The 13,718-nt window shown below is 64.8% G+C and carries 11 protein-coding genes and 2 tRNA genes; 9 read left to right on the top strand and 4 right to left on the bottom strand.

Annotated features, from left to right (window positions below; translation table 11 throughout):
* The first annotated feature begins 22 nt into the window (after positions 1-22).
* From topA to AC1C2O_RS17335, 5 genes are all read left to right on the top strand, one after another.
* Positions 23-2,875: a type I DNA topoisomerase gene (gene topA, locus AC1C2O_RS17315; RefSeq protein WP_495431817.1), complete on the top strand. Its 2,853-nt coding sequence runs from the start codon at positions 23-25 to the stop codon at positions 2,873-2,875.
* Positions 2,872-3,510: a dTMP kinase gene (tmk, locus tag AC1C2O_RS17320; protein ID WP_495431818.1), complete on the top strand. Its 639-nt coding sequence runs from the start codon at positions 2,872-2,874 to the stop codon at positions 3,508-3,510. Before topA ends, tmk begins: the two co-directional genes overlap by 4 nt.
* 462 nt (positions 3,511-3,972) lie before the next feature.
* Positions 3,973-5,130: a DNA polymerase III subunit delta' gene (locus AC1C2O_RS17325; RefSeq protein WP_495431819.1), complete on the top strand. Its 1,158-nt coding sequence runs from the start codon at positions 3,973-3,975 to the stop codon at positions 5,128-5,130.
* Positions 5,127-6,692 carry an alpha/beta hydrolase gene (locus tag AC1C2O_RS17330; protein ID WP_495431820.1) on the top strand — a complete coding sequence of 522 codons (1,566 nt, stop codon included), beginning with the start codon at positions 5,127-5,129 and terminating at the stop codon, positions 6,690-6,692. Before AC1C2O_RS17325 ends, AC1C2O_RS17330 begins: the two co-directional genes overlap by 4 nt.
* Before the next feature lie 59 nt (positions 6,693-6,751).
* Positions 6,752-6,827: transfer RNA gene (locus tag AC1C2O_RS17335), tRNA-Thr, on the top strand.
* Between the two features lie 52 nt (positions 6,828-6,879).
* On the opposite strand, the gene AC1C2O_RS17340 is transcribed toward AC1C2O_RS17335, so the two are convergent.
* Both AC1C2O_RS17340 and AC1C2O_RS17345 read right to left on the bottom strand, forming a co-directional pair.
* On the bottom strand, positions 6,880-8,226 hold the full coding sequence (locus AC1C2O_RS17340) for a GH1 family beta-glucosidase (protein WP_495431821.1): 1,347 nt from the start codon (positions 8,224-8,226) through the stop codon (positions 6,880-6,882).
* Positions 8,223-10,994 (bottom strand): glycosyl hydrolase, encoded by a 2,772-nt coding sequence (locus AC1C2O_RS17345; RefSeq protein WP_495431822.1) that lies wholly within the window; start codon positions 10,992-10,994, stop codon positions 8,223-8,225. Before AC1C2O_RS17345 ends, AC1C2O_RS17340 begins: the two co-directional genes overlap by 4 nt.
* A gap of 79 nt (positions 10,995-11,073) precedes the next feature.
* Here AC1C2O_RS17345 and AC1C2O_RS17350 point away from each other — a divergent pair, with 79 nt between their 5' ends.
* From AC1C2O_RS17350 to AC1C2O_RS17360, 3 genes are read left to right on the top strand one after another with little or no spacing between them, the layout of a single operon-like run.
* A complete protein-coding gene (locus AC1C2O_RS17350) occupies positions 11,074-11,676 on the top strand; it encodes an isochorismatase family protein (protein ID WP_495431823.1) in 603 nt (200 codons plus the stop codon).
* Positions 11,673-12,206, top strand: a complete 534-nt coding sequence (locus tag AC1C2O_RS17355) for a DUF1697 domain-containing protein (protein WP_495431824.1) — start codon at positions 11,673-11,675, stop codon at positions 12,204-12,206. The genes AC1C2O_RS17350 and AC1C2O_RS17355 overlap by 4 nt, the downstream gene beginning before the upstream one ends.
* Positions 12,203-12,835 (top strand): M23 family metallopeptidase, encoded by a 633-nt coding sequence (locus AC1C2O_RS17360; RefSeq protein ID WP_495431825.1) that lies wholly within the window; start codon positions 12,203-12,205, stop codon positions 12,833-12,835. The genes AC1C2O_RS17355 and AC1C2O_RS17360 overlap by 4 nt, the downstream gene beginning before the upstream one ends.
* Positions 12,836-12,841: 6 nt before the next feature.
* Here the strand turns inward: AC1C2O_RS17360 and AC1C2O_RS17365 are convergent, their stop codons facing one another.
* A complete protein-coding gene (locus AC1C2O_RS17365; RefSeq protein WP_495431826.1) occupies positions 12,842-13,069 on the bottom strand; it encodes a hypothetical protein in 228 nt (75 codons plus the stop codon).
* Positions 13,070-13,094: 25 nt separating this feature from the next.
* On the opposite strand from AC1C2O_RS17365, the gene AC1C2O_RS17370 reads away from it, so the two are divergent.
* Positions 13,095-13,610, top strand: coding sequence for a CGNR zinc finger domain-containing protein (locus AC1C2O_RS17370; protein ID WP_495431827.1), 516 nt, complete (start codon positions 13,095-13,097; stop codon positions 13,608-13,610).
* A gap of 25 nt (positions 13,611-13,635) precedes the next feature.
* Here the strand turns inward: AC1C2O_RS17370 and AC1C2O_RS17375 are convergent.
* A tRNA-Lys gene (locus AC1C2O_RS17375) sits at positions 13,636-13,708 on the bottom strand.
* Positions 13,709-13,718: the final 10 nt, after the last annotated feature.

Here is a 13,718-nt window from a genome sequence, read left to right on the forward strand (position 1 = left end):
GCTTCGAAGAAAGGACGCACCCTTGGCTGAAGGAAAGAAGCTCGTCATCGTCGAGTCTCCGACGAAGATGCGGTCGATTCAGGGATATCTCGGTGATGACTACGAGGTGCTCAGCTCTGTCGGCCATATCCGCGACCTCGCTGATAAGAAGGACATCCCTGCCGCTGATAAAGCCGCGTACGGGAAGTACTCGATCGACATCGAGAACGGCTTCGATCCGTACTATGTCGTCTCCGATCGCAAGACGAAGACAGTCGCCGAGCTCAAGCGTGCCCTGAAGAATGCCGACGAACTCCTCCTCGCAACTGATGAGGACCGCGAGGGTGAGGCGATCGCCTGGCACCTGCTGGAGACGCTGAAGCCGAAGGTTCCCGTCAAGCGCATGGTGTTCCACGAGATCACCAAGGACGCGATCCAGGCGGCGGTCGGAAACACCCGCGAGCTCGATCTCGCACTTGTTGACGCACAGGAGACCCGCCGCATCCTTGACCGCCTGTACGGCTGGGACGTCTCACCGGTGCTCTGGTACAAGGTGAAGACCGGTCTGTCGGCCGGTCGCGTGCAGTCAGCAGCCACCCGCATGATCGTCGAGCGTGAACGCGAGCGCATGGCGTTCGTCTCTGCCGAGTACTGGGATGTTGACGCTTCCGCGTCCAGTGGCATCTCCTTCCGCGTGCGCCTCGTGCGCGTCGACGGCGGCCAGCTCGCCCGTGGTACTGACTTCGATGACGCCGGAAAGCTGAAGAAGGCTGTCGTCGTTCTCGATGAGAACAAGGCCACAGCCCTCGCGCACGCCGTTGAGAAGTCTGGTGCCGGCACCGTCACCAAGGTCGAGGCCAAGCCAGGAACCCGCAGCCCCTACGCGCCGTTCACCACCTCCACTCTGCAGCAGGAGGCCGGTCGCAAGCTCTCGATGAGCGCGAAGCAGGCGATGAGCGTCGCCCAGCGTCTGTACGAAAAGGGCTTCATCACCTATATGCGTACCGACTCCGTGGCACTGAGCACTCAGGCGGTGCAGGCAGCGCGGAGCCAGGCTGTCTCGCTTTACGGCGACAGCGCGGTGCCGCTGAAGCCGCGCGTCTACAAGTCCAAGAGCAAGAACGCCCAAGAGGCGCACGAGGCGATCCGCCCATCGGGCGAGAACTTCCGCACCCCGGCATCCGTCTCGGGTGAGCTCGACCGCGAAGAGCAGCGCGTCTACGACCTGATCTGGAAGCGCACCGTCGCCAGCCAGATGGCCGACGCAAAGTACGAGACCACCACGGTCACCATCGCGGTCGACGCCGATGGCCAGAACGCCGAGTTCACGGCATCCGGAACCGTCTACACCTTCAAGGGTTTCCTCGAGGCGTACGAAGAGGGCCGCGACGAGAAGCGCGGCGATGCCGACGCAGCCTCCGACCAGTCGCTTCCTGCCGTCGCCGTCGGTGACGAACTCGCAATGACGGATGCCGAGGCAAAGGGCCATAAGACCAATCCGAAGCCCCGCTTCACCGAAGCATCGCTGGTGAAGACGCTCGAAGAGCACGGCATCGGCCGCCCATCGACGTTCGCCAGCATCATCGGCACAGTCATCGATCGCGGCTATGCCACCAAGCGTGGCCAAGCGCTCGTGCCGACTTGGATGGCGTTCAGCGTCGTGCGTCTGTTGGAAGAGCACTTCGCGCACCTCATCGACTACGACTTCACTGCCGGTCTCGAGGATGACCTCGACGCGATCGCACGCGGTGAGCAGAAGCGTGGCGATTGGCTGAAGTCCTTCTACTTCGGCACCGATGCGCAGGTGGGCCTGCGTCAGGTCGTCGACAACCTGGGCGAGATCGATGCCCGCGCGCTGAACTCGACGCCCATTACCGACACCGCCACGCTCCGCTTCGGCAAGTACGGCCCCTACCTCGAGGTCGTCGACCCGGCGAAACCGGAGGAGCGCGGGCGCATCGTCAACGTGCCCGAGGATCTCGCTCCGGACGAGCTCACCGCGGCCAAGGCGCAGGAGCTCATCGACGCTCCCGTCGCAGGCGACCGAGTTCTTGGAGAGAACCCCGAGAACGGCCGAGTCATCGTCGTCAAGGACGGACGCTACGGCCCCTACGTGCAGGAGAACCTGCCGGAGGAAGTCGTCGAGGTCGACGAGACGACAGGTGAGGTCGTCGAGGCTCCGAAGAAGAAGAAGACCGCGAAGAAGGATGCGCCGAAACCGCGCACCGGCTCACTGTTCCGCTCGATGTCGGTCGACACGATCGACCTCGACACCGCACTGCAACTGCTGAGCCTGCCGCGAGTGGTCGGCGCTGATCCTGAATCAGGCGACGAGATCACGGCCCAGAACGGCCGGTACGGTCCGTACCTGAAGAAGGGTACCGATTCGCGCTCCCTCGAGGGTGAACAGCAGATCTTCGACGTCACTCTGGATCAGGCGCTCGCGATCTACTCGCAGCCGAAGTACGGCGCCGGCTCTCGCCGTGCATCCAGCGCGCTCGCCGAGTTCGAGGCCGACCCGGTCAGCGGCAAGCCGATCCGCATCCGCGACGGCCGTTTCGGTGCGTACGTCACCGACGGTGAGACGAACGTGACGATTCCGCGCGGACAGATGCCGGACGACATCACCTTCGAAGCCGCCGTGCAGATGCTCGCCGACAAGCGCGCCAAGGGACCAGTTGCCAAGCGCGGCGCTGCCAAGAAGGCGCCGGCGAAGAAGGCTCCTGCGAAGAAGCCTGCGGCGAAGAAGGCACCTGCTAAGAAGGCTCCAGCGAAGAAGGCCCCGGCCAAGGCCGCAGCGAAGACCGATGAGGAGAAGGCCGCCGCACGCTCGGCCGCCGCCAAGAAGGCCGCGGCCACTCGTGCGGCCAACGCCGCCAAAAAGGCGGCCTCGTGACCGCACGCTCAGGGCTGTGGATCACTCTCGAAGGCGGCGACGGCTCCGGGAAGACCACCCAGGCCGAGCTGCTGGAGAACTGGTTGGCGGATGCCGGACACACGGTAGTTCGTACGCGTGAGCCCGGCGGCAGCGAGGTGGGCCAGCTGATCCGCGACATCGTGCTGCACCACCGCGGCGACATTGCACCGCGTGCAGAGGCGCTGCTGTATGCGGCCGACCGGGCGCATCACGTTGCAACTGTTGTGCAGCCCGCGCTCGATCGCGGCGAGATCGTGCTGCAGGATCGCTACCTCGACTCCTCGGTCGCCTACCAGGGCGCGGGGCGCGTGCTCGATGCCACCGAGGTGCGCGATTTGTCGCTGTGGGCGGCTGAAGGTGCGCTGCCCGACCTCACCGTGCTGCTCGACCTCGACCCCGCGGCCGCGCGCGTTCGTCTCGACTCTGCCGACAAGCCGTTCGATCGGCTGGAGGCAGAGAAGGCAGAGTTCCACACCCGAGTGCGTGAGGCTTTTTTGCGGCTTGCCGATGCCGAGCCAGAGCGATTCCTGGTACTGGATGCTGCGGCATCCGTCGACGAGATCGCCGAAGCCGTCCGAGCTCGCGTCGCCACGCTTGTTCCCGCCACATCCTGAGTCGTCGCATCGCGTGCACGTGTAGGTGCGTGTGCCGTCGCTGAGACTTCGCTCGGGTGTCGCAGGTGGTCGCCTCCGGGCGGGGGATGCGGCATTCTGCGCCCCTTGGGTTGGCCCGCCGGCCGGGGTGAGGTGGCGGGGTGTCGCAGGTGGTCGCTTTCGGGTGGGGGATGCGGCATTCTGCGCCCCCTCGTCCGGCGTACCCGCCGGGGTGGGGTGGCGGGGTGTCGCAGGTGGTCGCTTCGGGGTGGGGATGCGGCAATCTGCGACCCCTGGTCCGGCGTACCCGCCGGTGTGGGTGGCGGGGTGTCGCAGGTGGTCGCTTCCGGGTGGGGGATGCGGCGATCTGCGACCCCTGGTCCGCCCGACCGCCCGACCGCCCGCCCGCCGGCCGGGCGGTCGCGCTGAGACGGGCCCGGGCATACGGCGGGCGCTGTCGGACACTCCGGTTAGGCTGAGTCCATGCCCGCTGCAGCCCTCGCCCCGTTCCCATGGACGGATATCTGGGGACAGGATGACGCGGTCACGGCGCTGCGCACGGCGGCATCCGATCCATCCGCTCTCTCGCATGCCTGGTTGATCACAGGCCCGCCAGGGTCTGGGCGATCAACTCTTGCCTACGCCTTCGCCGCCGCGCTCGTCGCCGACAGCCCGGACGACGAGCACACCATGCGACAGGTGCTCGCCGGCACGCATCCCGATGTTACGGCGCTCCGCACCGACAAGGTCATCATCACGATCAAAGAGGCGCGTGCGCTTGTCGAGCGCTCCTATTTCGCGCCCTCGGCAGGGCGCTATCGGGTTCTCGTCGTGGAAGACGCCGATCGCATGGTCGAGCGCACGTCCAATGTGCTGCTGAAGGCGCTTGAGGAGCCGCCCGAGAACACGGTGTGGATTCTCTGCGCGCCGAGCGAAGCAGATCTCCTGCCGACGATCCGCTCGAGAGCGCGGACGCTGCGACTGCGCGAGCCGGATGTCAGTGACGTCACGCGGCTGATCGTGCAGCGCACCGGAGCGGACGAAGCCATCGCAGAGCAGGCCGCTCGGCACGCGCAGCGCCACATCGGCATGGCGCAGCGGCTGGCAACGGATGACGCCGCTCGCCGCCGTCGAGACACCACGCTGCGCTCTGTGCTCGCGGTGCGAGGTGTCGGCAGCGCCGTGGAAGTCGCGGGTGAGATCATCCAGGCCGCCACAGACGATGCCAAGACGCTTACTGCCGAGCGGGATGCCGCCGAGAGGTCATCACTGCTGCGCATGGTCGGAGTCGGAGAAGGTCAGGCGGTGCCGCCAGTGCTGCGCGCCCAGATCTCCGCCCTTGAAGACGACCAGAAGAAGCGCGCGACTCGCAGCCTGCGCGATGGCATCGACCGCGTACTCACCGATCTGCAGTCGATGTTCCGCGACGTGGTCATGCTGCAGTTCAGTCGCGGTGACGATCTCATAAACCGTGAATTGCATGATGATCTGAGTGCGTTGGCCACAGCGTGGCCGGTGGAACGTACGCTGGTCGTTCTTGACCATCTCGCAGAGACGAGGGAGTCGCTGGAGCGCAACGTCGCCCCGACTCTGGCCCTGGAAAGTTTGCTCGTGACTGTCGCGAGCGGGAGGAAACCGTGAACACTCGAAAGACTTCCCGTCTGCGACGTCTCGCCGCCGCGATCGCAGGGATTGCGGTGGCATCCGTGGCGTTGAGCGGATGCCTCTACTCGGTGATCCCCGAGCAAGCCCAGCCGCGCCCGTCCACGACGAACGCGCCCGACACCGAGGGCGTCGCGACAGATCTGCTGCCGTTCTACGAGCAGTCGCTCGAGTGGACGCAGTGCGATGACGCATCCGTCGGATTCGACTGCACGTACGTGACCGCGCCGCTGGACTGGGAGAACCCTGGTGCCGGCGAAATCGAGATCTCAGTGGTGCGCCATCAGGCGTCCGGTACTCCAATGGGATCACTGCTCACCAACCCCGGTGGACCCGGTGGTAGCGGGCGTGACTTCATTCTCACCAGCCTCGACTACGCCGTCGGCGCCGATCTCATCGACAACTACGACGTGATCGGGTTCGATCCGCGCGGCGTGGGCGATTCGACCGCCGTGACGTGCTTCGACGCGGCGGGCATGGACGCATACCTCTATGACATTCCCAAGGCGCCACGTGGCACCGACGAGTGGGAAGCCGAGCTGACCGAACGTAACCAGGCTTTCGCCGACGCATGTGAAGCGAACAGCGAAGGGATCCTGCAGTTCATCACGACGATCAACTCGGCGCGTGACATGGATCTGATTCGTGCCGTGCTGGGGGACAAGCAACTCAACTACCTGGGCTACTCCTACGGCACCTTCCTCGGCGCGACCTACGCCGAGCTCTACCCCGATAAGGCCGGTCGACTCGTGCTCGACGGTGCAATCGATCCTGCCGTCTCCGGTCTTGAGGTGGGTACGACCCAGGCCCTCGGCTTTGAATCGGCACTGCGCGCCTACATGCAGAACTGTCTCGACTCCGGCGAATGCCCGTTCAACGGCACGGTCGATGAGGCGATGGCTGATCTCGGTGCGCTCCTGGCGAGTGTGGATCGTACGCCGCTGAAGAACGATGACGGCCGGATGCTCGGCGCTGACGCGCTCATGACCGGCATCATCGTCACCCTGTATTCGGAAGAGTCGTGGGGTGTGCTCACGCAAGCACTGGAGGGCGTTCTGCAGGGCGACCCCTACGCCGCTTTCTACCTCGCGGATGCATACAACGGCCGCGAGGACGGCGTCTACATCGACAACTCCAGCGAGGCGTTCCGTGCCTACAACTGCATGGATTACCCGTTGGAAGACGACGAGGCTGCTGAGGCCGCGGCAGAGTCGAAGATCGCAAAGGGTGCGCCGACCATCGCTCCATACTGGAGTGGTCCAGACTCCTGCATCGTGTGGCCGTACGAGCCGACCGGCACACGCGGCGAGATTCACGCCTCCGGCGCGGGTCCGATCCTCGTGGTGGGCACGACCAATGACCCGGCGACACCCTACGAGTGGTCTGTTTCGCTCGCAGAGCAGCTCGAAGAAGGTGTGCTCATCACTCGAGTGGGCGAGGGTCACACCGGCTACAACAAGGGCAATATCTGTGTTGACGAGGCTGTTGAGGCGTTCTTCCTCGACGACACTGTCCCAGGGGAAGATCTACGCTGCGAGTGATTTCGCGATGAGCGGGGGAACAAGGTAATATCGTTCTTCGTGCCGCTCTCGCAGCGCACGCCGCCTTAGCTCAGTCGGTAGAGCATCTCACTCGTAATGAGAAGGTCGTCAGTTCGATTCTGACAGGCGGCTCCACACACAAAACCCCGCCTACCCGAAAGCATCGGATGGGCGGGGTTTTGGCTCTCTAGATCGTGCGGTGTGAAGCGATAACGTCTCGGTACCAGTGAGCAGAATCCTTCGGAGTGCGTTTCAGCGTGACCGGGTCGACGTGCGCGATGCCGTACTTCTTGCTGAAGCCTGCTCCCCACTCGTAGTTGTCCATGAGGCTCCACAGGTAGTAGCCGCGCACATCCGAACCCTCGGCCACGGCACGATCGATCCATTCCAGGAAGCCGCCGACATAGCGGATGCGTTCCTGGTCGCGGAGTGGGTCGTCGCCGGGCGCAGTGGGCGCGTCTGGTAGCCCGTTCTCGGTGATGTAGATCGGTCCGGTCCAGCCGTAGTCGTCGCGGACCATCTGCAGCGCCTCGTAGACGGCCCGCGGGTAGAACTCCGAACCGTCGTCGAGGAAGTTGCCGCCAGCGGGCGGATCGCTCTCTGCCCATCCGGTTCCGTCATGCGTCTTCGAATTCACGACTACCCGGGCGTAGACGTTCAAACCGAGATAGTCGAGGGGTTCCTCGATGATCTTCTGGTCTGTGTCATGGATTTCAGGATACGTTCCCTCCGCCTGGAGACGCGCCTGAATTCGTTCGCTGTAGCCACCGCCGCGCAGCGTGTCGAGGAAGTATCGGAAGCCGTCGTCTTCGCCCTGATCTGCCAGGGCAAGGTCTTCGGGGGAATTGGTGGCTGGCTGGCGCTTCCAGATGTCGAGCACAACGCCGATGTCCCCAGGGGAACCAGCCGCGCGGAACGCCTGCACGGCTTTTCCGTGGGCGAGCATCTGGTTGTGCATCGCCTGGCGACCGGCGCGCTCGTCGCGCAGACCGGGCGCGAACGCTCCCAGCGCGTAGCCCACCCATGTGGAGATCGGCTCGTTCACCGTCGCCCAGCGACCGATGCGATCGCCGAGCGCGTCGAAGGTGACGGAGGCGTACTCGGCGAACCAATCAGCCACGTCGCGATTGGGCCATCCGCCACGGTCTTCAAGCGCCTGTGGCAGATCCCAGTGATACAGCGTGGCGTTGGGGGTGATGCCGGCTTCCAACAGGGAGTCGGCGAGCCTACGGTAGAAGTCCAGGCCCTTCTGATTGACCTTGCCGACGCCATCGGGCATGATCCGCGACCAGCTCAGCGAGAACCGATAGCTGTCCAGCCCGAGCCATTTCATGAGTTCGATGTCTTCGGGGTACCGGTGGTAATGGTCGCAGGCCACATCCCCTGGGATGTCGTCGTGCACCTTGCCAGGGGTGTGACCGAACGTATCCCAGATCGACGGGCCTTTGCCGTCTTCGTTCCACGCCCCCTCGATCTGGAAAGCGCTGGTAGCGACTCCGAATTCGAAGGACGCAGGAAGGTTCAGGAGGGTCATGCAGACTGCCTTTCGTTGAACAGGATTCTCACGGGACCGATCAGCCCGTGCGGGCGTGACGGGTTCTCATCGAAGACTTCGATCCCGCTCTCGATCACCGCGTTGCGAAGCGCAGTTCTTACCTCGATCTCGATCTCCGCTCGGTTCACGGTTGACGCGTCGAGGTCGAAGTCGAGGATTGTGTCGTCGACATATGCCGTACCGATGACGCGCCCGTTCACTCGCACGACCGCAGAACCCGCTAGCCCGCCGAGGTCGATCCTCGCGGCACTCTCCGCGAGAGCGTCGTCCGGGCGCGTAACTCGCGCGCGGTAGCGACCAGTGCCGGACACTCCTTTAAGCTCAGCGATGTCTCGCCAATCACCGGGGCTGACGCCACCCAGCTCGATCTCGCGCGGACCACCTGGCTCCTCGCTGAGCACGTGCAGGCGCCAGCCCTCGAGCTCCACTTCCACCTCGCCGACCACAGGTGCGTCGAGCACGGTCTCTGGGTCCGCCGCGACATCGAGCTCGAACACACGCACCGCGAGCGCAGGAACGAGTATCTGCAGCGTCGTGCGGTCGCCCTCCGCAGCATGGGGTACAGAATCGATGCGCCCGCTCCACAGATCGAGCTCCCGTACTCGGCCGACTCCTTCGAGCGTCAGCCGCGCAGACATCGGCTGCGAAAGTGTGTTGTACACCAGTAGGTAGCGACTTGTTCCCGCTTCACGCCATTGGGTAAGCAGCGCCTTGCTGTCAACGGTCGCCCTGGGCACGAGGCCCAGTCGCGTGAGGGCTTCGGATGCCCCAGCCATCGTTTCGACATGCGCCGTCGAGGGCATCGCCAGGGCGCGGGCCATTGCCGCACGCACGCGCTCGTCGCCGGCCTGCCCAAGTGCGAAACCGGAATCGGATGACGGAGGCTGGCCGACCACGACGAGACGTACCCCGTTCGCGGCCGCCTCTGCGAGCGCCTCAGCCGTCTCAGGCGGCAGCATCCGCTCATCCACGATGAGTCCTCGGTAGGCAGGGCCGTCGGGGAACACCTCCGAGCCTTCACCGACTCCTTCGACCACCCCGTCCGGATCGATGAACTGCACGCTGAATCCCGCCAGCTCGAGCGCCTCGGTATCGGCCAGTCGAGCGGGGGCCGTTGCATCCGCCGTCGCATCTCGCACTCCACGCGCTGCGGTGGTCAGGAAGCCATCGCGGTAGATAGCGATGTCCGTGCGCGCGACCCCGGTTTCCAACACGACAGTGCCACGCGCCCAGTAGTCGGTGAGGGGTCGCCAGTTTGCCCACTCAGGGAAGTGAGTGTCATTCCAGCTGTCAGAGACGATCTGCTGGAATCGGGTCTGCGTCGGCCATTCGGCGTCTGGCGATTGCGACGCCACCCCGTGCACAAACGGCTTGGTGATACCCGCAGCCCATTCCTTTGCGAGCATCTGCTGTAGATCACCGAGGGTGACCGCGTAGGCGGCCCGAAACTGCGCGCCCAGCTCGGTGCTGATGCGCACGGCGCCGCCCTGGTGAGCGCCGCCCACGACAGTGCGTTGCGAGTCGAGCGCAAATCGCCAGGTTGCATCGGTACGTGTGAGGGGTACGCGGTCGCCTGAATTCAATGACTCGCTCTCGGCACGGCCGCCGGCACGCACGAACGCACGGTTGCTGCGTACCGCCTCCAGATTCTGCCCATACGCCGCCTGCGATTTGTGCCGCAGCCCGTGGCCCGCTGCCCATTCCTGCAGCGCCAACAGGTGATCCGAGATGTAGAGATCGGTCAGTAGCCGGTAATAGTCGCGGCGCACTCGCGCTCCGACACCTGTGTCGAGTTCGAAGTCGGGCACTGGCTCCTCGTTCGGCACCCAGAAGCGGCACATTCCGTGCGCGAACAGCACCGGAAGGTACGGCGTCGGATCGTAACCGTGACGTTCGATGAAGCGTTCCAGCATGTCGACTGTCCAGTAGAGCGAGTCGGCATTCAGTTCCAGCGAGTCCTCGAAGAGCTCCGTGCCGACCGTCCGCAACAGCGCGGAGTTCTCGGGCCCGATCTGATGTTCGTCGATGTATGCCGTCGCCGCGAGTGCGGCGTCACGGTCGAGAAAATTCGTCACGCCCTGTTCGCAGTCGCGCATCCAATACGCGAAGAGCACCCAGTCGCCGTCGCGAGGCTCCCAGGTGATCGCGCCGTCTTTGACCTTCGATGTCAGGTCTATCAGTGAGGTCGAATCGAGCACCGTCGATGCGGCGGGCGGTTCGATGATGTGCCGATGGGGAGATCCAGGGGCTGTCGGGACGACCGATGCTGGGGCGTGGCGCTGCACGACTCTGGCCGCGGTGACGCGCACGAGAGTGGAGGGGCGTTCGGCGTTGGGGTCGTCGAACGCCGCAGGTAATGGCACCGTCTCTGCTCCACCTGAGGGCAGTTGTACCGATCCGTATTGCAGCTCGCGAGTGGCGTAGGGCGTGCCGGCGGTGGTGTTCGGAGTGCTGAGCGGCCAGGCTGCGCCGAGCGTCATCGCCACCGAAACGCCGAGTCCGGATGCTTCGAGCAGCACGGCATGCAGCGCAACGCGTTGCACCTCGTCACCCCAGAACCCGCGACTAAAGGCGATCTCCACCTCGCGAAAGCCTGCGTCGGCGATCGCGTGCAGTTGGCGGACGAGTTCTTCGGTCGAGACAGGGCTTTGCCACCACCAGCGCACCCCTGGGCGGTCATCGGCCCACGGTTCAGCGAAACGCAGGGGATCAAGAGGATCAAGTCGGACACGCGGGCCATCGAGCACGGTGAGTCCCTTTTCTGAATCGTTTCATTTATTCCGGAACAGCATATGCCAAAAGTTCTTCTCGGCGTACCCTCGAAGTATGACTAGGGCACTCCTCATCGTCGACGTGCAGAACGACTTCACCGAGGGCGGCGCACTCGCTGTCGCGGGAGGTGACGCCGTGGCATCCGGTATCACCGCCTATCTCGCTGCGCACGCGGGTGACTATGAGGTGATCGTGGCGTCGCGAGACTGGCACGACGTGGACAGCGACAACAGCGGGCACTTCGCTGACGAACCCGATTTCGTGGACTCCTGGCCGCTGCACTGCGTCGCGGGCAGCAACGGTGCCGAGTATGACCCGCTGCTGGTGACTGATGCCGTCACACACCACATCCTCAAGGGGCAGGGCGTTGCCGCGTATTCGATGTTCGAGGGCATCGCGGATGACGGCGCTTCGGTCGCCGTCGTGCTGAGTGGCCACGGTGTACTCAACGCCGATGTGGTCGGCCTCGCGACGGATCACTGCGTCCGGGCATCCGCACTCGACGCCATCGCGCATGGCGTGCACGTGCGGGTGCTGACCGATCTCGTCGCCGGAGTTGGCGCGGAGAGCAGCGAGGCGGCGTTGGTCGAACTCGCCCATGCGGGTGCAGAGTTGATCGAGAGTTCTGCTGGAGCAGGCGGAAGCGCACAGGCGTGAGCCGTAGCGTTCTGTTGCTGCGGGCCGTCAACGTCAGCGGGCGCAACCTCGTGCCAATGGTGAGACTGCGTGAGGTGCTGGACGCCGAAACCGATCTGACCGGCGTGACCACGTATATCGCCAGCGGAAACATCATCTGCAACGAGCCAGCGGATGCCACGGCATCCTGCGCTGCCGTGCGGAAGACGATCGCGGCGGAGTTCGGCGTCGACACTCCGGTGATCTACCGCAGTCATGCGCAGTTGGTCACCTCGGAAGCAGCGCAGCCGTTCACCGACGGCGTTGAGAAGCTCGTGCACGCGATGTTCCTCGAGGGGAAGCCCACGCCAGGTGCCGTCGCAGTGCTCGAGGAACGCCTGATTCCGGGGGAGCGGCTCTCGCTCGTCGGATGCGATCTCTGGATCGACTATGCCGAGAGCGGAGTGCACTCCACCAGGCTCACCAAAGTGGTGCTGGAGCGTGCGCTGGGTGTCACCGGAACCGCGCGGAACCTCCGCACGACGCGGAAGCTGATCGAGCTGACGGCATGACAGGAGCGGATGCTGTAGGGCTCGCGCTGCCGTTCGCCGGGCCCTGGCTCGTGCAGAACAGTCCGGCGACGCGGGTACCCAGTCACGGCACCGAACTGTTCGGAACGTCCCATGCGATTGATTTCGTGCCCGTGGGGAAGGACGGGCGGAGTGCTCCGCGCGGGCTGCGGAGCTGGCTAAGGGCGGAACCGGTGGACAGGTTCGTGGGCTTCGGGCGACCGATCCTTGCTCCGGTCGCGGGCGAGGTCATCGCTGCGCACGACGGCGAGCCCGACCATGAGGCACGCCGCTCGCCGTTCGGACTCTTCGCCTACGCGCTCACCCAGCCGTCTCGAATCCGCCGCGGGGCTGCGGGGATCGCCGGGAACCATGTCGCGATCCGCGCGGGCGAGGCGCTCGTGCTGCTCGCTCATCTGCGTTCGGGGAGTGTGCGGGTTCGTGTCGGGCAGCGCGTGTTGGTGGGGCAGCAGCTCGGGGAGTGCGGCAATTCCGGCAACAGCACCGAACCTCATCTCCACGTGCAGGTCTCGGAAACGCTCGAGAGGAACGGGCGCGGCATTCCGCTGATGTTCGTGCGCGCGGATCGCTCGGCGTGGGTTCCGGTGAACGGCGAGATCGTACGCGCATGAGGACGATCAGCGCACCGGGCCAGGCGTGTCTGTGGATGCCTCGCGACTGAGCGCGCGCGGCGGCGTCTGCGGGTGTGACTGCAGGTCGACGCGACGGACGCCGCATCCCGTGCAGTGCACGTAGAGGACGATCCCTTCACTCGTCGCGTGGCGTGATGTGACGAGCCAGGCGTGCTCGTGTGCCGGTGCTTGAACGTGTGGACGGCGAATCGGGAGCGTATTTTGTGAGGTCATATCTCTAGCGTGATGTAATGGCCTTATGCATCTCAACCCTTACGGCGAGTACGCGGTGCTGCTCGCCGCATCCCTCGCGAATGAGTGGCCCGAGGACCGGGTAGGTATCGAGCAGCGCACGCTCGAATTCGGCATGACAATGACGTTCCCTTCGGGCTCGGGCGACCACGCAGGGGTGCGAGCTGTGATCGATGACTGGCTGCGCATTGTCGACGCAGTTGACGAGGAAGAACGTGCAGTGCAGCTGAATGTGCAGATGGCGGCGACGGCCGCCTACCCCCGCCTCACCAATCACGACGGCGAAGGCTGGCACCTGCACTACCGTGACAGGAACGACTCACTCCCGTTCGTCCTGCGTGCAGTGATTAGCGTCGGAACCTCCCTGCACCTCGTCACCCGAGGCATGCACAGACTCGGCAGATGCGAGTCCGAACCGTGCACGAACGTCGTCGTGGATGTCACCCGCAACGGCCGTCAACGATACTGCTCGGTGCGCTGCGCCAACCGTGCGGCAGTGCGTAGGCACCGAGGGCGGGGCTGAGAACATACACCGATGAATGAAAGGGTGGGCCCCATGGGGCTCGAACCCATGACCCGCGGATTAAAAGTCCGATGCTCTGCCAACTGAGCTAGAGGCCCTCGCGTACAG

Source organism: Microbacterium sp. Y355 (assembly GCF_059445345.1).